This is a genomic window from Amycolatopsis sp. 505, assembly GCF_031625235.1.
Classification (GTDB): domain Bacteria; phylum Actinomycetota; class Actinomycetes; order Mycobacteriales; family Pseudonocardiaceae; genus Amycolatopsis.
On sequence record NZ_JACKQP010000016.1, the window covers coordinates 62,888 to 88,161 of the forward strand.

The 25,274-nt window shown below is 73.7% G+C and carries 5 protein-coding genes; 3 read left to right on the forward strand and 2 right to left on the reverse strand.

Annotation, left to right across the window (positions count from 1 at the left end):
* Positions 1–167: 167 nt before the first annotated feature.
* Together H5965_RS42495 and H5965_RS42500 are read left to right on the forward strand one after the other, a co-directional pair.
* Positions 168–1,049, forward strand: a complete 882-nt coding sequence (locus H5965_RS42495) for a substrate-binding domain-containing protein (protein WP_310976928.1) — start codon at positions 168–170, stop codon at positions 1,047–1,049.
* 217 nt (positions 1,050–1,266) lie between these two features.
* The gene (locus H5965_RS42500) at positions 1,267–3,282 is read left to right on the forward strand and encodes an AMP-binding protein (protein WP_310976930.1); all 2,016 of its coding nucleotides are present in this window, start codon (positions 1,267–1,269) and stop codon (positions 3,280–3,282) included.
* 168 nt (positions 3,283–3,450) lie between these two features.
* On the opposite strand, the gene H5965_RS42505 is transcribed toward H5965_RS42500, so the two are convergent.
* Both H5965_RS42505 and H5965_RS42510 read right to left on the reverse strand, forming a co-directional pair.
* The gene (locus tag H5965_RS42505; protein WP_310976931.1) at positions 3,451–4,848 is read right to left on the reverse strand and encodes an alpha/beta hydrolase; all 1,398 of its coding nucleotides are present in this window, start codon (positions 4,846–4,848) and stop codon (positions 3,451–3,453) included.
* A 155-nt stretch (positions 4,849–5,003) separates the two neighbouring features.
* A complete protein-coding gene (locus tag H5965_RS42510) occupies positions 5,004–5,402 on the reverse strand; it encodes an Lsr2 family protein (protein ID WP_310976934.1) in 399 nt (132 codons plus the stop codon).
* Between the two features lie 2,199 nt (positions 5,403–7,601).
* Here H5965_RS42510 and H5965_RS42515 point away from each other — a divergent pair.
* Positions 7,602–25,247 carry a non-ribosomal peptide synthase/polyketide synthase gene (locus tag H5965_RS42515; protein WP_310976935.1) on the forward strand — a complete coding sequence of 5,882 codons (17,646 nt, stop codon included), beginning with the start codon at positions 7,602–7,604 and terminating at the stop codon, positions 25,245–25,247.
* The last annotated feature ends 27 nt before the right edge of the window (positions 25,248–25,274 follow it).

The following is a 25,274-nucleotide window of genomic DNA, read 5'->3' on the forward strand; positions in this document are numbered from 1 at the left end:
GGTGGCACAGGTGCCCAGGTCGGAACCGCTTCTCACGGCGGATGGCGAGTGGCTGACGAGCGTCGCGAACAGCGGTGTTGCCCACGTCAAGGTGAACATCGCCCGTCGCTGTGGTGACCTCGAAGCGACGGAGTCGTCGTGTGGGCGACCGATGAGGGGTGGGCGGCGTGCGGGAACGGACCAGCGGGGACCTCTGCGGCGGCGCGGCCGTCGTGCTGCCGGACCCGGCGCGCTCGATCGGCGTGCTCACCTCGACGCTGGCCACGCTCGGCAACAGCCGCACGCTCGACGCCGTCGCGCGGGCGGCCGCGGCCGAGGGGTTCGCGATCAAGCTGATGCCCCTGGGCAAACCGACCCGCGACGCGGTCACCGATGCCTTCCGCGAACTGCGGAACCACGTCGTCGACGGGCTGGTCGTGCTGGTCGAGGAATACGACCTGGATTGGCCGGGAATCGTTTTCCCGGACAGCATCCCGGTGGTGGTCGTCGATTCCAACGTGCGCGCCGGATATCCGACCGTGGACACCGATCAGGCACAGGGCGCGGTGCTGGCGACCGAGCACCTGCTCGCCCTCGGCCACGAAACCGTGTGGCACATCGCGGGCCCGACGGATTCGTTCGCGGCCGAACACCGGGAACGGGCGTGGCGGCGGACGCTGACGCGGTTCGACCGCACGGTGCCGGTGCCGGTGGTCGGGGACTGGACGGCCGGATCCGGCTACACGCTCGGCCGGGTGCTGGCCCACGACCCGGCGGTCACCGCGGTCTTCGCGGCCAACGACCAGATGGCGCTGGGACTGCTGCGGGCGCTGCACGAATCCGGCCGTTCCGTGCCGGGCGAGGTCAGTGTCGTCGGGTTCGACGACATGGCCGAGGCGGCGAGTTTCTGGCCGCCGCTGACCACGGTCCGGCAGTCGTTCGCCGAACTCGGCGACCGGGTGGTGCGGACGTTGCTCGGCGAGGTCGGGTCGGGCACGCGGACGGCGACGCTCGAACGGATTCCGGTGTCACTGGTGGTCCGGGGCAGCACCGGCCCGCCGCCGTGGTGATCCGCCGCGGCGTGAGAAAGCTGTGAAGCACTCGGCGGTTCGCTGGTTTTTGCGCGCTCCACACGATTGAATACATCGAATCGTGCGACCGCGTGTTGACACGACGGCCGGCGCAAACGGATGCTCGGCAGAGCGGCCGAAAGGCCGAACCCCCGGATCGACACAAGGGAGAAAGCCGAGTCATGACCGCCGTGCCGGCGCCTCCCGCCGTGTCCTGATGGAGCCCGAACTCCTCGAGATCACCGTCACCCTGCCGCACCCGCCCGCGGCGGTGTGGACGATCGTGGGCAGCCCGCAGCTGTACCCGCGGTTCGTCCGGGGGATCACCGCGTGCGAGCCGGTTTCCGAGGCGACCGGCCGGGGCGCCCGCTACCGGTACCGCGCCGGTGGCGAGGGCGAGGCCGAGATCTTCGTCCGCCGCCGGGACGAGCACCTGGCCTGGTCCGGCCGGCGGCACCGGATGTCCGTCGTGCTGCGCCCGGTGCCCGAAGGCTGCGCGATCACCCTCCTGCTCACGCTGCTCGACGGCCGGTCGCCGGCGGTCCCGCGGATCCGGCAGCGGATCCTGGACGCGGTCGCGGCGATCAGCGACCACCTCGGCGGCGTCCCCGCGGCCGATCCGCTGCCGCCGCGCCCGTCGAAGCGCGAGTTCGCCCGGATCCTCGTCAAGGCCGGCGTGCTCACCCCGGCCCAGCCCGCCGGGACGCTGCGGCAGCTGCGGGCGGTGGGCCGCTGGGGCTCGACCCTGGCCGGCGGCTACGAGGCGGTCGCCCGTCGCGCGCCGGAGTCCCTCGCGCTGTGCGACGAGCGTTCCGAGCGGACCTTCGGCGAGCTCGACGACCGCACCACGCGGCTGGCGGCAGTGCTGAAGCGCTACGACATCACCGAGGGGTCGCGGGTCCTCCTGATGTGCCGCAACCACAACGCGATGGTCGAGGCGATGATCGCCTGCAGCAAGCTCGGCGCGGACGTGGCCCTGATGAACACCGGGCTGGCCCTGGGCCAGGCGGCGGAGTTCGCTCTGCGGCACGGCTCCCAGCTCGTGCTCGCCGACGCCGAGTTCGCCGCCCTGCGCGGGCAGCTGCCGTCCGACATCCCGCAGCTGTGGACCTGGCCGCCCGGCAACGGGTGGCACGGCCCGACGATCGAAGGGCTGATCGAAGCGCAGGAGCCCACCCGGCTCGCCCCGCCGGCCAAGCCCGGCCGGCTCGTCGTGCTCACCTCGGGCACGTCCGGCCCGCCGAAGGGCGCCCGCCGCCCGACGCCGAACAACGTCGCGGACGCCGCCGCGGTGCTCTCGGAGATCCCGCTGCGGGCCGGGGAACCGATCCTGGTCGCCGCGCCGCTGTTCCACACGTGGGGCCTGGCCGCGCTCCAGCTCGCCATGGCGCTGCGGGCGGGCCTGGTGCTGCCCCGGCGGTTCGACCCCGAGGCGACGCTGTCGATGATCGAAAAGCAGCGCTGCACGGCGTTGTTCGCGGTGCCGACGATGCTGCGGCGGCTGCTGGACCTGCCGGAGAAGACCCGGGCCCGCTACGACCTGTCGTCGCTGCGCGTGGTCGCCAGCTCCGGCGCGGGCCTGCCGGGCCGGCTGGGCGAGGAGTTCATGGACGCGTTCGGCGACATCCTCTACAACCTGTACGGCTCGACGGAGGTGTCGTGGGCGGCGATCGCCGGCCCAGGAGATCTTCGCGCGGCCCGCGGAACGGCGGGCCGCCCGCCGATCGGCACGGCGATCCGCGTCCTGGACCGGGCGGGCAACCCGGTCCCGCCGGGCGCGACGGGCCGGCTGTACGTGGGCAACCGCCTGCTGTTCGACGGGTACACCGACGGAGAGCAGCTGGACGTCCGCGACGGCCTGATGGACACGGGCGACCGCGGGTACGTCGACGCGAACGGCCTGCTGTTCGTGCAGGGCCGCGAAGACGAGATGATCGTGTCGGGCGGCGAGAACGTGGCCCCGGCCCCGGTGGAGGAAGTGTTGTTGAGCCTCCCGGAGGTCCGCGAGGCGGCGGTGGTCGGAGTCCGCGACGCCAAGTACGGCCAGCGCCTGGCGGCTTACCTCGTGCTGGCCCCGGGCGCCCACCTGGACGCGGACACGGTGCGGTCGCACGTACGGGAGCGCCTGGCGCGGTTCGCGGTGCCGCGAGACGTCGTGTTCGTGGAGGAGCTGCCGCGCAATGCGACCGGGAAGGTCGTGAAGCGGGCTCTGCGCCGCAACTACCGCTGGTGACCGGCCTGCCCGCCGGCGTCTCTTGTGGAGTGTCGGGAGTGGACGAAGGCACCCGGCCCGGCGGAGGAGTTCTCCCGAAGCCGGGACGACCTGGACGAGCACATCTACCTGCGAGCCCTCCCGCCGTCGCCGTGCAGGCCGTCGCGGACGGCGTGGCGCCGGTAGGGGTCAGGCCGGGCAGCTGATGTCGCGGTCCGGCACTTCGAGCGCCAGCAGGTAGCTGGCCACGGCCGACCGGGTGCAGGTGTTCTTTTCGAAGACTCCGTGGGCCGCGCCCTCGTACGTCACCAACGTGGTGTTCGCCGGGGCTTGGCGGTGGATGGCGAGGGCCCAGGCGTACGGCGTCGCCGGGTCGTGGAGGGAGTTCAGCAGGAGGACTTGCGGCGCGCGCGGGATGCTCAGCCGGTGCGGCGGGTTCGACGGCGGGCCCTGGACGCCCAGGCACGCCATCGCTTCGCTGTGGCTCAACGTGCTGCCGCGCATGAGCGGCCCGCGGCGCAGCTCCTCGGCGTGCAGCACCGAGTACTGCGCGAAACTCCGGATCCGGAGGTCGAAGTCCTGGCAGACGACGGCGAGGCGGATGGAGTCGTAGTTGTAGGAGAACTGGGCGGTCATCGGCGGATTGCCGGCCGCGGCTTCGGCGATCGTCTCGCCCAAGTCGGTGTAGTCCGGGCGGTACATGTCTTTCAGCACCCGGTCGCGCAGCTCGTTCTGCGCCAGCGGCTCCCCGGCGGTCATCGCGAGGGCTTTCTCCCAGACGGCGAAGACGTCCTGGCCGTGCAGCGCGCAGGTCGTCGTCCGGTCGCACCACGCGGCGAACTGGCGGAACGCGTCGTCCGCGGCGGCGGCCCGGTCGCCGAGGAACCGCGTGAGGCCGGCGCTGTGGTCGATGGAGCTGTCGAGCACCAGCGCCCGCACCCGGTCCCCGTGCTTTTCGGCGTACTGCTGGCCGAGCAGCGTGCCGTAGGAGATGCCGAAGAAGCTGAGCCGCGCTTCGCCCAGCGCGCGGCGGACCGCGTCCATGTCCTGGGCGTTGACGCCGGTGTCGGCGTGGTCGAAGACGGGGAGGTTGCGGGCGCGGCAGGCGGAGACTCGTTTCTCGCTGTAGGTCCGCAGCGCGGCGAACTCGGCCGGCCCGGTCGGCTCGTCGCTCGGCGGCGCGCCCGTGTTCTCGCATTCGATGAAGTGGCTGCGGCCGGTGCCGCGCACGTCGAAGCCCACGACGTCGAACCGGGCCCGGATCTCCGGGCTGAACACGGTCGGCGTCACGGCGAGTTCCGCATTCGACGAGCCAGGGCCGCCGAAATCCGCCATCAGCACGCCGAGGCGGTGTGCGGAATCCGTGGCCCGGTGCCGGGCCACGGCGAGGGCGATCGACGGTCCGTGCGGCGAGTTCCAGTCCAGCGGCACCCGGACCGTGCCGCACTCGCCGTCCGGCGGCGTGGGGCTGTCCGGGTCGACGGGGCACGCCGACCAGACGATCGGCGCCGGTGTCCAGCCGGCGTCGGCGACGGCCGGAGCGGCGCCGGTCAGCAGAAGTGCGCTCGCCAGAACGGTTCCCAGCACCTTTTCGGCTCCTCCCCGTGGCGGCCCGGACCTCGCCGACCGTAGGGCGGGCGGGTCTGGACCACAAGGGCCGATCAGGCATTACCGCGGGCGCGGCCGGTTATTCCGGCGCGCCGGCGAAGGGCCGGGAAAATGTTTCCTGCCGTTTTCGGGAGTCAGGCGGCGGCTTTCCTGCGCGGAGCGCGCTTGCGCGGCGACGGAACGGGCGATTCCGCGTCTTCCCCGTGCACCCGTTCGAAGGCGGCGACGACTTCGGAGGAGAGCCGCCCGCGCTCGGAGACGTCGAAGCCGTTCGCGTTCGCCCAGGCCCGGATCCGCTGGTTGCGCTCACGATCGGCGGCGGTGGTCGACTGCCCGGTGGCGACGCGCACCTTGCGCCCGCCGACCCGCCGGCCGGCGCCGATGTAGCGGGCCAGTTCGTCACGCAAGGCGGCCGCGTTCCGGTCGGAAAGGTCGATTTCGAAGGTGACGCCATCAAGGCTGAACTGGACGGTCTGGGCGGCGGCGCTGCCGTCGATGTCGTCGAGGATCTCGACGGAGACTTTCTGGGCCACGTGGGTGCTCCTCCGGTGGATGTGCGCTCGAGAACGCGAACAGCACAATGCGCCCGCGTTCCCGGGGAAGTGTATCCACAACCGGCGCGAAAGGGAATTCAACTCGCGGGTAAAACAGGGGCGGGTCCGTTCGGCGTAATTGCCCGCATCGAAGCGGCAAGGAGGCGGGGTCGACGGGGGTGGGAAATGGGGTGGGTGTCGCCTCAATGGGTGAAGAACGACTTCGGCGGGGTGGGGGTGGGCCGGGGCTCGGCGGGTGCGTCGGGGGTCTCGGCGGGCGAAGAGGCTGAGGTCGTCGGATATGGGCCGGGACGGGTCTATTGTGGACGTCCTTTCCGGACGGCTGAGGGTGGGGTCGTCCGGCGGATTCCGGGTTGGGTGATGTTGTTCCGGGAATGCTGGTCGGTGGTGTGGGTCGGGTGGGGCTCCGGTGGGGGGATGGCGTGATCGCGTCGGCCGCAATTCCGGTGGTTGTGGATCAAAGGGGCAGGCGGGCGGGTGTCGGCGACCCGGGGCGGGTGGGCGGGGATCGGCCGGGAATGCGGCTCTGGGGGTGGGTGGGCGTGGGTGGGAATGCGGGTCGGGGGCAGGTGGGGCGCCCGCCGGGGCTGGGCGGCGGGCGTTGGGTGTCGGGCTGTGGCGGGATCGGCGGGGCGAGCGGGGAGTGGCTCGGCGTGGGTGGGAATGCGGGTCGGTGAGGGGTGGGGCGCCCGCCGGGGCTGGGGCGGCGGGCGTTGGCTGTCGGCTGTGGCGGGATCGGCGGGGTGAGGGGGGGATCGGCCGGGAATGCGGCTCTGGGGTGGATGAGCGCGGGCGGGAATGCGGATCGGGGACGGGCGCGGGCGTTGGGCGCTGGCTGCGGCGGGATCGGCGGGCGTTGGGTGCGGGGGAGTCATGGCTGGATGCGGGGCGCCTGGGCTGCGGCGCAGCGGTTCGGTGCTGGGCGGGCGGGGCTGGCCGGGAACGAGGTCGGGCGCCAGTGGGTGCGGGGTGCCGGCCATGGCGGGGTCGGCCGGCGCAAGGTGCTGGCTATTGGAGTGGGGTGCATGGCGCCGGCCGTGGCGGGGTCGGCGAGTACGGGCCGAGGCGGGGCGAGGCGCGGGCCCTGACTGCGGCGGGCGTGGGGCGCCGGCTGTGCCGGCGCCGGTGCAGGGCGGCTGTGGCCCGGCCGGCGGGTGCGGGTCGGCGCGCGCGGCGGGCAGTCCACGCCCGTTGGGTGCCCCGGTCGTAGTGGGGGCCCGGGCCCGTTGGGTGGCCCGGTCGCAGTGGGGTGCCCGCGCCGCCGGGCTTGGGGGAAACCTCGCTCCGCAACGCGAGCCCGCGGTGCCACCCTCCGCCATCACCACGGGTAGCGCGCCGGCCAACCCCCGCCGCTTCCCCGGCCTGGTGAACGCCGTTCACCTCTTGCTCAATCGGCGGCCTCCGGCATTCCCGCGTCAACTCGGCCCACTGGGCGGGACCCGTCAAGGATCTGCATCCCGCGCCCCGGGACCGCTTCTTCGATCGATCATTTCACCGGTGCACCTCTCCCTTCCGTGTTACCCGCCAATCGGGTGACGTGTCGTAAGCTGAACCACAACTCCCGAAACCGGCATACTCCCGGCGTCACCCGGCTTCGTCACCCGAGTGACGCGGTGTCTTCGCTGGTGAGCGCTCTGCTGTAAAGTCAAACCTCCCAATCGAGGTAACATTTTCCGGCAGAAGAGTGAACAAAAACTGTCGCTGTACTACTCGCTGTCCGGGCAAAGCCTCCGCGATTTTTGGACATTTTCGCCAATGCTCCGTTCGGCGGTACGAGCAACGCGTTCACTGGGTAGCGTGATGCCAATCCGGCTGGTCTTGGGGGTACTCGACTGCCGGGTGACCGACCTGCTGCACGAAGAACGCTGGTTGTCGCGCGCGTTCGGCGGTCGCCGGTGCCTAATCGGCACGGCGGGGGTGCCGTCGAAATCGGAACTGTTTCCGGGGGTTGCCGCGCGGCTGTCACGCTGGAAAGGATCAATGTGTCTCGCGCTCGTTCCTGCGGGTTCGCCCGGTGTGTGGCACGCCGGGCCGATTTGTTGAACGAGTGGCAAATACCCGGTTGCCCGGACGGAAGTCTTTTGCCGATTTCCCTGGTCGCGGGCCCCTTCTGCCTGTCTTCTGCCAGCGCCTGGACGGCCCCGCGCTGACCTCATCCGTGCTCGAAAGGTTTCCGCAATGCCGCGATACGACGTCTCGGTTCCTGCTGCCGACGACGACAGATCGGTGCCCGCGCGTACCCTCGCCGGGCTGTTCCAGGCGCAAGCCGCCCGCACCCCCGATGCACCGGCCCTGACCGGCGCCGACGGCACCCTGACCTACGCGACCGTCAACGCGCGGGCGAACCGGCTGGCGCGCGTGCTGGTGCGACGCGGCGCCGGCCCCGAAAAGGTCGTCGCGCTGCTGCTGCCCCGGTCGGCCGACCTGGTCGTCGCCGAGCTTGCGGTCGCCAAGGCAGGGGCCGCCTTCCTGCCCGTCGACCCCGACCAACCCGCCGAGCGCATCGCCTTCGTGCTCTCCGACGCGCAGCCGGTGCTCGTCGTGGGCCGCGGGCACGCGGCAGCCACCCTCGACCTCGACGAAACCGACAGCGAGACCGACAGCGAGACCGACAGCGAAACCGACGACGAAACAGCCGCCGACCCCACGCCCCCGCTGCACCTCGACCACCCGGCCTACCTCATCTACACGTCCGGCTCGACCGGCGTGCCCAAGGGCGTCCTCGTCACCCACCGCGGCCTGGCCGGCTTCTTCGCCGCCATGCGGGAGCAATACGACGTGCGCCCCGGCGACCGGGTGCTCGAGTTCTCTTCGCCGAGCTTCGACGCCTCCGTCCTCGAACTCGGCATGGCGCTGCCGCACGGGGCCGCGCTCGTCGTGCCGCCGCCCGGCCCGCTGCTGGGCGAGCGGCTCGCGGACGTCCTGGCCGAGCACCGGGTCACCCACGCGCTCATCCCGCCGGTCGCGCTGGCCACGCTGCCGGCCGGCCACGCGCTGCCGGACTTCCGCACGGTGATCGTCGGCGGCGACGCCTGCCCGCCCGAACTGGTCCGGACCTGGGCGCCCGGGCGCCGGATGATCAACTCCTACGGTCCCACCGAATTCACCGTCGTCGCCACCTGGAGCGACCCGCTGGTCCCCGGCGGCACGCCCCCGATCGGCCACCCGCTGCCGGACGCCACCGCGTACGTCCTCGACGACGCGCTGCGCCCCGCCGAGACCGGCGAGCTCTACGTCACCGGCCCCGGCTTGGCCCGCGGTTACCTCGACCGGCCGGGCCTGACCGCGAGCCGGTTCGTCGCCGACCCCTTCGGTGCACCGGGCGCGCGGATGTACCGGACCGGTGACGTCGTCCGCCGCACGGAAACCGGTGAGCTGGAGTTCGTCGGGCGGGCCGACCACCAGGTCAAGATCCGCGGCTTCCGGATCGAACCGGGCGAAATCGAAGCACTGCTGCTCGGGCAGGAGAACGTCCGCGAGGCGGTTGTCGTCGCCCGCGAGGACCAGCCCGGCGTCAAACGCCTGGTCGCCTACGTCGCCGGGGCCGCCGATCCCGCCGACCTGCGGGCCGCCGCGGCCGACCGGCTGCCGCCGTACATGGTCCCGGCCGCCTTCGTCCCCCTGGACGCGATGCCGCTGACCCACCACGGCAAGCTCGACCGCGACGCGCTGCCCGAACCCGACTGGTCCGCCCAGGTCCGCGCCACGCACACCGCGCCCCGGACCCCGGCCGAGCACGCGCTCGCCGCAATCTGGGCCGACGTCCTGGGTGTCCCGGACATCGGCGTCGACGCGGACTTCTTCGAACTCGGCGGCGACTCCATCCTTGGCGCCCGCGCGCTCGCCCGGATCCGCGCCCGCTTCGGCGCCGACCTGTCCCCACGCGTGGTGTTCGACGCCCGCACCATCGCGAAGCTCGCCGAGCTGCTGCCCGACGACGGCGCCCCGGCCGGCCGGATCGAGCCCGTGCCGCACGAGGCCGTGGTCCCGCTCTCGCCCGTCCAGCGCCGCCTGTGGGTGCTCGACCAGCAGAACCCCGGCAGCACCGAATACAACGCCGGCGTCGGCCTCACCCTCACCGGCCCGCTGGACCGCGACGCCCTGCGCGCCGCCCTCGGCGGGCTGGCCGCGCGGCACGAGTCGCTGCGGACGACGTTCCGGACCGTCGACGGCGAGGGTGTCCAAATCGTCGCCGACGAGGGCACCATCCCGCTGCGGGAGACCGCTGCCGAAGCGGACCTCGACGCGCAGCTCGCGGCCGAACTGGACCGCCCCTTCGACCTGACGACCGGGCCGCTCACCCGGGCCACGCTGATCCGCCGCGGCCCGGACGACCACCTGCTCCTGCTGTGCCAGCACCACATCATCACCGACGGCTGGTCGGTCGGCCTGCTCGTGGACGAGCTCGCCGCGCTCTACGCGGGGGAGAAGCCCGCCCCGCTCGACATCGGCTACCGCGACTACGCCCGCTGGCACCACGACCGGCTGGCCGGCCTCCGCGACCGGCAGCTCGCGTACTGGCGCACGCAGCTCGCCGGCCTCGAACCCCTCGACCTGCCCACCGACCGGCCGCGCCCGCCCGTCCGGGCCACCGAGGGCGCGATCCGCCGGTACGAGCTGCCGGCGGAGCTCGCCGACAACCTCGCCGCACTGGGCCACGACACCGGCGCGACGCTGTTCACCACGCTGACCGCGCTCGTCCAGGTGCTGCTGGCCCGCTACACCGGGCAGGACGACGTCGCCGTCGGCACCGCGGTCTCCGGCCGCGACCACGACCAGCTCGAACGGCTCGCCGGGTTCTTCGTCAACACCCTCGTCCTGCGGTCCGCGGTCGACGCCGCGGAACCGTTCGACCGCTTTCTCGGCCGGGTCAAGGAAACGACGCTGGCGGCCTTCGCCGCCGCGGAAGTGCCCTTCGACCAGGTCGTCGACGACCTGCGGCCGGCCCGTGACCCGAGCCGGACCCCGCTGGTGCAGGTCCTGCTGGTGTTGCAGCAGGACCTCGTCCGGCCCCGGGAGGCGGGCGCCCTCCGCCTGGGCGAGCACGATCTGCCCCGCCCCCGGGCCCGGTTCGACCTCGTGCTGGAGTTCCAGCAGCAGGGCCGCAGTGTCGCGATCGAGTACGACACCGCGCTCTTCGACGCCGCCACGATCGACCGCTTCGCCGGGCACCTGCGGGTGCTGGCCGAAGCGGTGGTCGCCGAACCGCACCGGCCGGTGGCCGAGCTGCCGATCCTCGACGACGCCGAGCTGGCGCACCTGGCCGGTCTCTCGTGCGGGCCGGTCCTGGAAGAGCCGGAAGTCACGCTGCCCCAACTGTTCGAGGCCCAGGTGGCCCGCACGCCGGACGCGGTCGCGGTCGTCTGCGACGGCCGCTCGCTCACCTACGCCGAGCTCGACGAGCAAGCCGACCGGCTGGCCCGGGTCCTGGCCGAACGCGGAGCCGGGCCCGAACGGTTCGTCGCCGTTTCCCTGCCGCGCACGGAACGGATCCTGGTGGCGCTGCTCGGGGTGCTCAAGTCCGGCGCCGCCTACCTCCCGGTCGATCCCGCCTACCCGGCCGACCGCCAGGAACTGATCCTCGACGACGCCGGCCCGGCCCTGCTGCTCACCCCGGACGGCCGCGGCCCCGGGTCCGTCCCCGCGCTCGCGTTCGACGATCCCGCCCTGTTCGAGGGCGCCCCCGCACAGCGAGACCGCGCCACGAACCCCGACCACCCCGCCTACGTGATCCACACGTCCGGCTCGACCGGCCGCCCCAAGGGGGTCGTGGTCGCCCACCGCAGCGCCGCGAACCTGATGGCCTGGGCGCGCACGGACTTCGCGGACGTCTTCCGGCCGGGGTCCACAGTGGTCGCTTCGACGTCGCTGAACTTCGACGTCTCGGTGTTCGAGATCTTCGCGCCGCTGATGACCGGTGCCACCGTCGAGATCGTCCGGGACGTGCTGGCCCTCGGCGAAGGCGAGCACACCGGCCGGCCGGTCGGCCTGGTCAGCGGCGTGCCCTCGGCGTTCGCGCAGCTGCTGGCCCAGGGCGCGGTGACGGTGCGGCCGTCCACCGTGGTCCTGGCCGGCGAGGCGTTGACCCGGCACGCGCTGCTCGACATCCGGAAAGCGTTGCCGGACAGCCGGATCGCGAACATCTACGGGCCCACCGAGTCCACTGTGTACGCCACCGCCTGGTACCACGACACCGACCGCACGCCGCCGATCGGCCGCCCGATCGCCGGCATCCGCGCGTACGTCCTGGACCGCGGGATGCGGCCGGTGCCCGTCGGCGTCGCCGGTGAGCTGCACCTCGGCGGGGCCGGGGTGGCCCGCGGCTACCTCGGCCGGCCCGGGCTGACGGCGAGCCGGTTCGTGGCCGACCCCGCGGGCGCGCCCGGCGCCCGGATGTACCGGACCGGCGACGTCGTGCGCTGGACGGCCCGCGGCGAACTGGAGTACCTCGGCCGCGCCGACGACCAGGTCAAGATCCGCGGCTTCCGGATCGAGCCCGGCGAAGTCGAGGCCGCGCTGCGGAAGCACCCGGACGTCACCGAGGCGGTCGTCGTCGCGCGCACCGACGGCGGGCACCAGCGGCTGGTCGCCTACGTCGTGCCCGAGGCGCCCGCCGACCTGCGGGACTTCCTCGGCGCCTCGCTGCCCGCCCACCTGGTGCCCTCGGCGTTCGTGCCCCTCGATCGGCTGCCGCTCAACCCGAGCGGCAAGCTCGACCGGCGTGCCCTGCCCGCCCCGGACTGGACCGGCGGCACCACCCGCGTCGCGCCGCGCACCGGCACCGAACGGCTCCTCGCGACCATCTGGGCCGACGCCCTCGGCCTGCCCGAGGTCGGCGTCGAGGACAACTTCTTCGAGCTCGGTGGCGACTCGATCCTCAGCATCCGGCTCGTGTCCGAGGCGGCCAAGGCCGGCCTGCGGATCACCACCAAGGACGTCTTCCGGCACCAGACGATCGCCGCCCTCGCCGCGGCCGCCGGGGTGGCCGAGCCCGCGGCCGAGCGGCCCGCGGCGACCGGCGAGGTGCCCGTCACCCCGATCCAGCACTGGTTCCTCGACACCGACCCGGCCGACCCGGACCACTTCGTCCAGCAGCTGAGCGTCCGCCTCGCCGACGACGTCGACGAGGACCGCCTGCGCGCGGCGGTGAACGCGGTCGTCGCCCACCACGACGTCCTGCGGCTGCGCTTCCGCAAGACCGCCGGAGGCTGGACGCAGGCCCACGCCGAGCCCGGCGAGGCCGACGTCTTCGGCGCGGAAATCGACGTCGAACGCGGCCCGCTAGTGCGCGCGGAACTGGACGGCACGATCCTGCGCCTGGCCGTGCACCACCTGGTGGTGGACGGTGTCTCGTGGCGGATCCTCCTCGAGGACCTCGACCACGCCTACCACGGACGCGCCCTGAGCGCCCGCACGACGTCCTTCCAGGAGTGGGCGAACCGGCTCGCCGAGCACGACTTCGCCGCCGACCTCCCGTACTGGCAGGCGGTCGAGGGCGCCCAGATCCCCGTGGACACCGACGGCGCCGGCACCGTGGCGAGCACCCGCACGGTCACCACCCGGCTCGACGCCGAGCTGACCCGGGCCCTGCTGCAGGACGTCCCGGGTGTCTACCGGACGCAGGTCAACGACGTGCTGCTGGCCGCCCTCGGCGGCGCCCTGCGCCGCTGGACCGGCACCGGCCGCGTGCTCGTCGACCTCGAAGGCCATGGCCGCGAAGACCTGTTCGACGACGTCGACCTGTCTCGCACGGTCGGCTGGTTCACGTCGATGTTCCCGGTCGCGCTCGACGTCCCCGACACCGGCGCCGGGGACGTGCTCAAGTCCGTCAAGGAGCAGCTGCGCGCGATCCCGGCCCGCGGCCTGTCCTACGGCGTCCTGCGCCACTTCGCCGGGACCGCTCCCGCGGTGAGGCCCCGGCTCAGCTTCAACTACCTCGGCCGCTTCGAGGCCGAGGGCGAGCTGTACCGGGGCCTCGAGCGGGAGCTGGAACTCGAGCAGCACCCGGATGACGTCCGCGCGCACGCCGTCGACGTCGTCGCCCGGGTCACCGACGGCCGCCTGGAGATCACCTGGTTCTACTCGGACCAGCTCCACGCCGAGGCCACGATCCGGACCGTCGCCGACGACCTCGTGCACGGCCTCGCCGGGATCGTCGCGCACTGCACCGGGCCGGACGCCGGCGGCCGCACGCCGTCGGACTTTCCCCTCGCCGCCCTCGATCAGGCCGCGGTGGACCGGCTGGCCGGCGACGGCCGCGACGTCGAGGACCTCTACCAGCTCACCCCGGCCCAGGCCGGCATGCTCTTCCACCGGCTCACCGGCGGCGGCCGCCACGCCTACCTCCAGCAGGTGACGTTCGTGCAGAGCGACGTCCCCGATCCCGCCGCGCTGGGCCGCGCCTGGCAGCGGGTGGTGGACCGGACCCCGGTGCTGCGCAGCCGGGTGGTCTGGGACGGCCTCGACGAGCCCGTGCAGGTGGTCCACCGGCAGGTCACCCTGCCGATCGAGTACCGCGACTGGACGACCGAGCCGGCCGACCTCGACGCCGTGCTGGCGGCCGACCGGGACACCGGCCTCGACCTGGGCGAGCTCCCGCTGATGCGGCTGCTGCTCGCGCGGGTCTCAGCGACCGAGGTCCGCGTGGTCTGGACGTTCCACCACCTGCTGCTCGACGGCTGGAGCCTCTTCCAGGTGCTCTCCGACGTCGCGGCGGCGCACGCCGGGCGCCCGCTGCCGACCCGCCGCCCGTTCCGCGACCACGTCCGGTGGCTGTCCGAACAGGACACCCCGGCCGCGGAAGCCTATTGGCGGGAACGGCTTTCCGGCCGGCCCGAGCCGGCCCGGCTGCGCACCGACCGCGCTCCGGCCGGTCACCCGGTCGAATCGACGGCTTCGCTGAGGATCGAGCTGCCCGCCGGGCCGCTGCGCACCGCCGCGCAGCGCCACGGCCTCACCCTCAACACGCTCGTCCAGGGCGCCTGGGCGGTGCTGCTCGCCCGGCACACCGGCCGGCCGGAGGTCTGCTTCGGCACCACGGTCGCCGGGCGGCCCGCGGAACTGCCCGGGGCCGGCGAAATCACCGGCATGTTCATCACCACGCTGCCGGTGGTCGCCGACGTCGACGAGCGGGCCACGGCGGTGGACTGGCTGCGCGGCCTCCAGGACACCGAGGCCGGGGCGCGGCGGTTCGACCACCTGTCCCTGGCGCGCCTGCAGAACTGGGGCGGGGAGTTCGACAGCCTGCTCGTGTTCGAGAACTACCCGGTCACCGCGGAACTCGGGCTGCGGGATCTGCACGGCGTCGAGACGACCAACTACCCGCTCAGCGTCGTCGCCTACCCCGGCGAGGAGCGCCTGGAGTTCGTCTTCGGCTACGACCCCGAGCTGTTCGACGCCGACACGATCGCCGGGTTCGCCGGGCACCTGCGGACGGTGCTGTCCGAGCTCGCGACCCGGCCGCACGAGCCTCTTTCCCGGCTGCGCATGCTCACCGACGCCGAACAGCGCGCCGTCCTGGCCCGGGGGACCGGCGCCACGCAGGACGGCCCGGACACGACCGTGCCCGCGTTGTTCGCCGAGCAGGTCCGCCGCACGCCGGACGCGATCGCCGTCACCGGCGAAGAAACCCTGACCTACGCGGAGCTCGACACGCGGGCGAACCGGCTGGCCCGCCGCCTGCTCGACCTGGGCGCGCAGCGGGACGGCCTGGTCGGGCTGCTGCTCGGCCGCTCGGCCGACGTGGTCGTCGCCGAACTGGCGGTGCTCAAGGCCGGCGGCGCCTACCTGCCGCTGGACGCCCGAGCGCCCCGCAGCCGGCTGACCGCGCTGCTCGACGGCGCCGGTGTCCTGGTGACCGACGACTCCGGCCGGGCGCTCGCCACCGAGATCCACAGTGGACCGATCCTGTCGGTCGGCGAGCTCGGCGACGAACCGGCCGAGGCGCCGGACCTCCCGATCCGGCCGGCGAACCTGGCCTACGTCATGTACACGTCGGGCTCGACGGGGACGCCGAAGGGCGTGGCCGTCAGCCACCGGGACATCGTCGGCCTGGCCCGGGACCGGTCGTTCGCCGGCCCGGCGCACCGGACCGTGCTCATGCACTCGCCGCTGGCCTTCGACGCCTCGACGTACGAGGTGTGGGTGCCGCTGTTGAACGGCGGCCGCGTGGTCGTCGCGCCGCCGGGCGACCTCGACGCCGACGTCCTGCGCCGGCAGATCGGCGGGCACGGCGTGACCGCGGTGTGGCTGACCGCCGGGCTGTTCCGCCTGCTCGCCCAGGAAGACCCGGCCTGCCTGGCCGGGGCGGGCGAGGTGTGGACCGGCGGGGACGTCGTGCCCGCCGAGGCGATCCGCCAGGTGCGGGCCGCCTGCCCGGGCCTGACCGTCGTCGACGGCTACGGCCCCACCGAGACCACGACGTTCGCCACCCGGTTCGTGCTCGGGCCGGACGCGCCGGTGCCCGCCGTGGTGCCGATCGGACGGCCCCTCGACGGCATGGCCGCCTACGTCCTCGACCACGGGCTGCGGCCGGTGCCGCCGGGTGCCGTCGGCGAGCTGTACCTGGCCGGCACCGGTCTCGCCCGCGGCTACCTCGGGCAGCCCGCGCTGACCGCCGAACGGTTCCTGGCCGACCCCTTCGGCGCGCCGGGCGCGCGGATGTACCGCACCGGCGACCTCGTCCGCTGGGCTCCCGGCGACGTCTTGGAGTTCGCCGGCCGGGCCGACGACCAGGTGAAGATCCGCGGCTTCCGCGTCGAACTCGGCGAGATCGAGACGGCGCTGACCGCGCACCCGGACGTGACCGAAGCCGTCGTCGTCGCGGCCGTGCACGGCGGGGCCAAGCGGCTGGTCGCCTACGTCGTCGCGACCGGGACGCCGGACCTGCGCGAGTTCCTGCTGCGGACGCTGCCGGACTACCTCGTCCCGGCCGTGTTCGTGCCCCTGGAAGCCCTGCCGCTCAACGACAACGGGAAGGTCGACCGCCGGGCGCTGCCCGCACCCGGCTTCGTGTCCGGGCTCGGGTACCGCGAGCCCGCGACGGACGCCGAGCGGCTGCTCGCCGGCATCTGGGCCGAGGTCCTGCGGGTCGGCCGCGTCGGCGCCGACGACAACTTCTTCGAGCTCGGCGGCGACTCGATCCTCAGCATCCACGTGGTCTCGCGGGCCCGCCGGGCCGGCCTCGACCTGATGCCCGGCCAGGTGTTCGACCACCCGACCGTCGCCGCGCTCGCCCTCGCCGCCACCCCGGCCGCGCCCGCCGCGGCCGACGCCGGGCCGGTGACCGGCGACCTGCCGCTGACGCCGGTGCAGCACTGGTACCTCGACCCGCGGCCGGTGCACCCCGAGCAGTTCGTCCAGTCCGTTTCGGTGGAGGTGCCCGACGCCACGGAGCTGCCGCGCGCGCTGCGCGAACTCCAGCTGCACCACGACGTTTTGCGCCTGCGGTTCACCCCCGAGGGCCCGCGTCACGCGCCCGACGCCCAGGACGTCCTCGACGCCACCATCGACCTGGAGCACGGGCCGCTGCTGCGCGCCGAGCTGTCCGGCACCACCTTGACGCTGGCCGCGCACCACCTGGTCGTCGACGGCGTGTCGTGGCGGATCCTCCTGGAAGACCTGGAAACCCTCCTGGCCGGCGGCGAGCTCCCGCCCAAGACGACGTCGTTCCGCGACTGGGCCCGCACCCTGGCCCGCCACACGGCCGACGGCTTCTTCGACGACGAACTCGACCACTGGGCGGCCATCGACGCCGACCCGGCCCTGCCGGTCGACGCGACCGGTGACAACACCTACGGCTCGGCCCGCTCGGTGGTCGTGCGGCTGCCCGCCGAACCGACCCGGGCCGTGCTGCACGACGTGCCGGGGGCGTACCGGACGCAGGTCAACGACGTCCTGCTGACCGCGCTCGGCCGCGTCCTGCGCGACTGGACCGGCCGCGACCGCGTGCTCGTCGACCTCGAAGGCCACGGGCGGGAAGACCTGTTCCCCGGCGTCGACCTCTCGCGGACCGTCGGCTGGTTCACCTCGATCTTCCCGGTCGAACTGACGTCGTCCGGCGAGGACTGGGGCGAAGCCCTGAAGGCGACTAAGGAACAGCTGCGCGCAATTCCCCGCCGCGGCCTCGGCTACGGCGCCCTGCGCTATCTCACCGGCACCGCCCCGCGCCTCGCACCCCGGATCAGCTTCAACTACCTGGGCCGCTTCGACCACGGCGGAAGGCTGGGCGGCGCCGCGCACCCCGACCAGACGCGGGCGCACCAGCTCGACGTCGTGGGCGCGGTCGTCGGCGACGAGCTGGAACTGACCTGGCACTACTCCGCGGGTGTGCACACCGAGGCGACCGTGCGCCGGCTGGCCGACGCCCTCCTCGCCGCGCTCACCGGGATCGTCGGGCACTGCGCCCGGCCGGACGCCGGCGGCCGCACGCCGTCGGACTTCCCCCTCGCCCGCCTCGACCAGGCCGCGGTGGACCGCCTCGCCGGCACCGGCCGGACGGTCGAGGACATCTACCCGCTCACCCCGATGCAGTCGGGCATGGTCTTCCACAGCCTCGTCGACGGCGCGGCCGGGACCTACCTCAACCAGGTGCGCCTGCGGCTGACCGGCATCGGCGACCCCGAGCGCCTCGCCCGGGCGTGGCAGCAGGTGGTCGCGGACACGCCGGTGCTGCGCACCCGCGTCGTCTGGGAGGGCCTCGACGAACCCGTGCAGGTCGTCGAGCGGAACGTCACCGTCCCGGTCGTCCACCTCGACTGGAGGACGCTGGACGACGACGAGCGCGCCCGCGAGCAGGACCGGTTCCTCGACGCGGACCGGGCCGAGGGCTTCGACCTGACGGCCGCGCCGCTGCTGCGGCTGGCGTTCGCGCGGCTGCCCGGCGGCGACCTGCTGCTGGTGTGGACGTTCCACCACGTGCTGCTGGACGGCTGGAGCGCCGCGCAGGTGTTCGGCGAGGTGTGCGCCCGGTACGCGGGGGCCGCCGTGCCGGGGCACCGGCCGCCGTTCCGCGAGTACCTGCGCTGGCTCGGTGACCAGGACACCACGGCCGCCGAAATCCACTGGCGCGAGCAGCTCGCGGGGTTCCGGACGCCGACGCCGTTGCCCTACGACCGCCGTCCGGTGGAAGCCCACCGCGCGCGGTCCGCGGCGTCGGTCCGGGTGTCGGCGCCCGCCGACGGGCTGCGGGAGCTGGCGCGCCGCGCCGGCCTGACGCTCAACACGATCGTCCAGGGCGCGTGGGGACTCGTGCTTTCCCGCTACAGCGGGGAATCCGGCGTCGTCTTCGGCACCACGGTGTCGGGGCGGCCGGCCGACCTGCCGGGCGTCGAAGCGATGGCCGGGCTGTTCATCAACACCCTGCCCGCGCCGGTGACCGTCCACGACGGACTTACGGTGGCCGAGTGGCTGCGGGACCTGCAGACGGCCCAGGCCCGTTCGCGCCGGTTCGACTTCGTGTCCCTGGCCCAGCTGCAGACCTGGGCGGGCGGCAGCACGCTGTTCGACAGCATCCTGGTGTTCGAGAACTACCCGTTCGACACCGAAGCCGTGGCCGCGCACGGGATCGGCCTGCACGAGGACGGCGAACTGCAGCCGACCAACTACCCGCTCAGCGTCGTCGTCACGCCGGGGGAGCACCTGGCCGTGTCGTTCGACCACGACCCGGACCTGTTCGACCGGGCCACCGTCGACCGGCTCGCCGGGCAGCTGCTGCTGGCCCTGGACCGCATCGCCGCGAACCCGGGAACGCGGGTCGGCGAACTCGACCTGCTCACCGGCGACGACCGCGAGCGCGTGCTGCGGACGTTCAACGACACGGCACACCCGGTGCCCGAGGCCACCGTCGTGAGCCGGTTCGCCGACCAGGTCCGCCGGACCCCGGACGCTCCGGCGGTCGACGACCTCACCTACGCGGAGCTCGCCGCCCGCGCCGACCGGCTCGCGGCCCGGCTGATCGCCCTCGGCGTGCGGGCCGAGGACCGGGTCGGGCTGCTGCTGGAGCGGTCGGCCGGCCTCGTCGTCGCCGAACTCGCGGTGCTCAAGGCCGGCGCCGCCTACGTCCCGGTCGACCTCCGTGCCCCGGCGAGCCGGATGCGCCTGGTCCTCGAGGAAGCCGGGGTCTCCGTCGTCATCGCGGGGGAGTCCTATCGGGACGTCCACAATGGACTCACCGTCCGGGTGGACGAGACCGGCCCGGAAGGTGCGCCGGAAGTCCCGGTGCGGCCGGGAAACCTGGCGTACGTGATGTACACGTCCGGGTCGACGGGCAAGCCGAAGGGCGTGGCGGTGACCCACCGCGACATCGTCGCCCTGGCCTCCGACCGCTCGTTCGCGGGCGAGGCGCACCGGACCGTGCTGCTGCACTCGCCGCAGGCGTTCGACGCCTCGACGTACGAGGCGTGGGTGCCGCTGCTCAACGGCGGCCGGGTGGTCGTCGCCCCGCCCGGCGACGTCGACGCCGAAGTGCTGCGTGCGGTCGTCACGCGGCACGGGGTTCGCGCGCTGTGGCTGACCGCCGGGCTGTTCCGCCTGCTGGCGCAGGAGGATCCCGGGTGCCTGCGGGGGGTCGGCGAGGTGTGGACCGGCGGGGACGTCGTGCCCGCCGCCGCGGTCCGCCAGGTGCGGGACGCCTGCCCCGGGCTGACCGTCGTCGACGGCTACGGCCCCACCGAGACCACCACCTTCGCCAGCCGGTTCTTCCTGGCCCCCGAAGACGCGGTGCCGGACGCGATGCCGATCGGGCGGCCGCTGGACAACATGGCCGCCTACGTCCTGGACGAGGGACTGCGGCCGGTCCCGCCGGGCGTGACGGGCGAGCTGTTCATCGCCGGTGCCGGCGTGTCCCGCGGGTACCTCGGCCGGCCGGGCCTGACCGCGGACCGGTTCGTGGCCAACCCGTTCGGGTCGCCCGGCGAGCGGATGTACCGCACCGGGGACGTCGTGCGCTGGACCGGCCACGGGGTGCTGGAGTTCGTCGGCCGCGCCGACGACCAGGTGAAGATCCGTGGCTTCCGGATCGAGCTGGGCGAGATCGAGACGGCCCTGGCCGCGCACCCGGACGTCACCGAGACGGTGGTCGTCGCGCGGGACCGGCGGCTCGTCGCCTACGTCGTCACCGCCGGGAAGCCGGACCTGCGGGCCTGGCTGCAGCGGGACCTGCCCGACTACATGGTGCCGTCGGCCTTCGTGACGCTCGATGCGCTTCCGCTGAGTGCCAACGGAAAGGTCGATCGCCAGGCGCTCCCGGAGCCCGCGGCGCAACCGGTGGCCGGGTACGTGCCGCCGCGCACCGAGACCGAGCGCGTGCTCGCCGGAGTCTGGGCCGACGTGCTCGGTTCGCCCGGTGTCGGCGTCGAGGACAACTTCTTCGAGCTCGGCGGCGACTCGATCCTCAGCATCCAGGTCGTTTCGCGGGCCCGGCGCCACGGCCTCGCGCTCACGCCGCGGGACCTGTTCGCGCACCAGACCGTCGCCGCGCTGGCCGTGGCGGCGGGGTCGGCCGCGGTGACCGTGGCCGAGCAGGGGCCGGTCACCGGCGCCGCCGCGCTGACCCCGATCCAGCTCTGGTTCTTCGCCGGTCACTTCGGCGATCCGAACGGGTTCACGCAGTCGGTGCGGATCGAGCGGCCCGAGCCGTTCGACGTCGAGACGCTGCGCGCGGCGCTGACCACGCTGACCGGGCACCACGACGCCCTGCGGATGCGGTTCACCGTCGCCGGCCAGGAAAACGCCCCGGCCGGACCGGCCGAACTCCTCGGCGCGGAGATCGACGTGACCCGCGGGCCGCTGCTCACCGCCGAACTCCTGGAGCCGGCCGTCCTGCTGCTGACGGTCAACCACCTGGTCGTCGACGGCGTCTCGTGGCGGATTCTCCTGGAGGACCTCGACACCGCCTACCGCGGGGGCCCGCTGCCGCCGAAGACGACGTCGTTCCGCGACTGGGCCAACCGGCTCGCCGGCCACGCCGAAGCCGGTGGCTTCGACGACGAACTGCCCTACTGGCGCACCGCGCTCGCCGTCGACGGGTCGCTGCCGATCGACACCGACGCCGCCGAGGCGGGCACCGGCACGGTCACCACGCGCCTGGACGCCGAGCTGACCCGCGCGCTCCTGCAGGACGTCCCCGGCGTCTACCGGACGCAGGTCAACGACGTGCTGCTGGCCGCGCTCGGCCGGGTGCTGGCCCGCTGGACCGGCCGCGACGGCGTGCTGATCGACCTGGAGGGCCACGGCCGCGAGGACCTGTTCGACGACGTCGACCTGTCCCGCACGGTCGGCTGGTTCACCTCGCTGTACCCGGTCGCGCTGCGGATCGACGACGACTGGGGCACCCTGCTCAAGTCGGTCAAGGAACAGTTGCGGGCCGTGCCCCGCCGCGGCGTCGGCTTCGGCGCCCTGCGGTACCTGACCGGGACCGCGCCCGCGCTGCAGCCCGAAATCAGCTTCAACTACCTCGGCCGGCTCGACGGCGCGGCCGGCAGCCTCGACTCGGCGGTCGGCGAGGGCGCGGGCCGGGCGCACCTGCTCGACGTCGTCGGCCGGGTGGACCGGGACACCCTCGAACTGACCTGGTCCTACTACCGCGACACGCACACCGCCGCCACGGTGGAGCGGCTGGCCGCCGAACTGGTGGCCGCGCTGGGCGAAGCCGTCGCGCACTGCGCCGAGCCCGGCGCCGGCGGCCGCACGCCGAGCGACTTCCCGCTGTCCACACTGGACCAGCGGCAGGTGGACCGGATCGCCGGCGACGGCCGCGGCGTGGCCGACATCCACCCGCTGACGCCGATGCAGGCGGGCATGGTCTTCCACGGGCTTTCCCAGGAAGCCCAGGGCGTCTACTTCGAACAGGTGACCGCCGTCCTCGACGGCGTGGCCGAGCCGCGGTTCCTGGCCGAAGCCTGGCAGCACGTGGTCGACCGGACGCCGGTGCTGCGCGGCAGCGTCGTCTGGGAGGACGTTCCCGAGCCGCTCCTGGTCGTCCACCGCGACGCGCGGGTACCGGTCACCGAGCTGGACTGGCGGGACCGCGACCGCGAAGAAGCCCTGCGCGAGCTGCTCGCCGATGACCGTGAGACGCCGTTCGACCTGGCGACGGCGCCGCTGCTGCGGGTCACCCTGGCCCGGCTGCCGGACGACGCCGTCCAGCTCGTCTGGACCTTCCACCACGTCCTGCTCGACGGCTGGAGCGTCTTCCAGGTGCTCTCCGACGTCTGCACGGCCTATGCGGCCCTGCGCGACGGCACCGCGCCCGCTCTGCCGCACCGCCGTCCGTTCGGCGACTACGTCACCTGGTTGCGCGGCCAGACCGCCGACGGTGCCGAGGAGTACTGGCGCCGCGAACTCGCCGGCGTCACCGAGCCGACCCCGCTGCCCTACGACCGGATTCCCGCGGCCACCCACGAATCGAGCTCGTCGACGTGGGTCAGCCGCGATCTCGGCGAGGCGGCGACCGCCCGGCTGGCGGCGTTCGCCCGGCGCGAGCGGCTCACCGTCAACGCCGTCGTGCAGGGCGCCTGGGCGCTCCTGCTGGCCCGGCACAGCGGCGAGGACGACGTCTGCTTCGGCGCCACCGTGTCCGGCCGCCCGGCCGGGCTCGCGGGAGTCGACGACATCACCGGCATCTTCATCAACACCCTGCCGGTGCGGGTCACCGCCGACCCGGCGGCCCCGGTCGCCGGCTGGCTGCGCGGCCTGCAGACCGCCCAGGCGGAGTCACGCCGGTTCGAGCACGTCCCGCTGACCGCGGTGCAGGCCTGGAGCGGTGTCGAGGGCGGCCGGAACCTCTTCGACAGCCTGGTCGTGTTCGAGAACTACCCCGTCACGGCGGACGACGTCGCCGGGCACGGCGTGCGGCTGCGCGAGCTGCAGGCCATGGAGACGACCAACTACCCGCTCACCGTCGTGGCCGCCCCAGGCCCGCGCCTGTCGCTCGGCCTCGGTTACGACACAGCGCTGTTCGACGAGGCGACGGTCGAACGGCTGGCCCGCCAGCTCGAACACCTCCTGGACGCGATCGCCGAAGACCCGGCGCGGCCGCTGCGGGACTTCGACGTCGCCGAACGCGACCAGGTCCTCGTGGCGTTCAACGACACCCACCACGAGGTCCCGGCGGTCACCCTGACCGAACTGATCGAGGCCCAGGCGGCGCGCACGCCCGACGCGGTCGCGGTGGTCTCGCGCGAGGAGCGGCTCACCTTCGCCGAACTCGACGTGCGCGCCGACCGGCTGGCCCGGCTGCTGGCCGCGCGCGGGGCCGGTCCGGAACGGATCGTCGCGCTCGCCCTCCCGCGCTCGGTGGAGATCGTCGTCGCCCAGCTGGCCGTGCTGAAGACCGGCGCCGCCTACCTGCCGGTCGACCCGGACTACCCGGCCGAGCGCATCGCGTTCATGCTCGCCGACGCGAAGCCGGTCGTCGTGGTGACCAAGCCGGGGACACCGCTGCCGGTCGGCGACGCGCTCGTCCTCGACGGCTCGGAGGCACACGGCCCGGCCACCCCGCTGGGCCGGTCCGTGCCGCTGACCGCACCGGCGTACGTCATCTACACCTCGGGCTCGACCGGCACGCCCAAGGGCGTCGTCGTCACCCACGCCGGCCTGGCCAGCTTCGCGAGCGCCGAGATCGCCCACTTCGACGTCCGGCCCGGCGACCGCGTGCTCCAGTTCTCCTCGCCGAGTTTCGACGCTTCGGTGCTGGAGCTGTGCATGGCGCTGCCCGCGGGGGCCGCGCTGGTCGTACCGCCGCCCGGGCCGCTGCTCGGCGAGCACCTGGCCGCGGTGCTGCGGGAGGAAGGCGTCACCCACGCGCTGGTCCCGCCGGTGGCCATGGCGAGCGTGCCGGACGTCGCGCTGCCGGCGTTCCGGACGCTGGTGGTCGGCGGCGAAGCGTGCCCGGCCGACCTGGTGGCCCGCTGGGCGCCGGGCCGCCGGATGATCAACGCCTACGGCCCCACCGAAACCACGGTGGTGGCGACCTGGAGCGACCCGCTCGAACCCGGCGCCACCCCGCCGATCGGCCGGCCGATCCGCAACACCCGCGTCCGCGTCCTCGACACCGCGCTCCGGCCGGTGCCGATCGGGGCCGCGGGGGAGCTGTACGTCGCCGGGGCCGGGCTCGCCCGCGGGTACCTCGACCGGCCGGGGCTCACCGCCTCGCGGTTCCTCGCCGACCCCTTCGGGGGGCCGGGGGAGCGGATGTACCGCACCGGCGACCTGGTGCGGTGGCGCGCCGACGGCACCCTCGAGTTCCTCGGCCGCGCCGACGACCAGGTCAAGATCCGCGGCTTCCGGATCGAGCCCGGCGAGATCGTGGCGGTGCTGCGCAAGCACCCGCAGGTGCGCGACGCCGCCGTCGTCGCGGACGGGCAGCGGCTGATCGCCTACGTGGTGGGCGAGGCGGGGACCGGGCTGCGGGAGCACGTCGCCGCCGCGCTGCCGGCCCACTTCGTGCCCGCCGCGTTCGTCCGGCTCGACGCACTTCCCTTGACGGCCAACGGAAAGCTGGACCGGCGCGCGTTGCCGGCGCCGGCCGCGCCGGCGGAGACCGCCGAGTACGCGGCTCCGGAAACCGAGACCGAAGAGGTCCTCGCGGCCATCTGGGCCGAGGCCCTGGACCTCGACCGGGTCGGCGTCGAGGACAACTTCTTCGCCCTCGGCGGGGATTCGCTGCGCAGCCTGCGGATCACGTCGATGACGAAGTCCGCCTTCGACGTCGAGATCACGCCCAAGGACGTGCTCACCGCGGGCACCGTGCTGGCGCTGGCGGAGCTCGTCGAAGAACGGGTCCTGCAGGACCTCGAACGGCTCGCCGCCGGCCAAGACCACTGAAACACCCTTCGGAGGAAAGGAAATCCC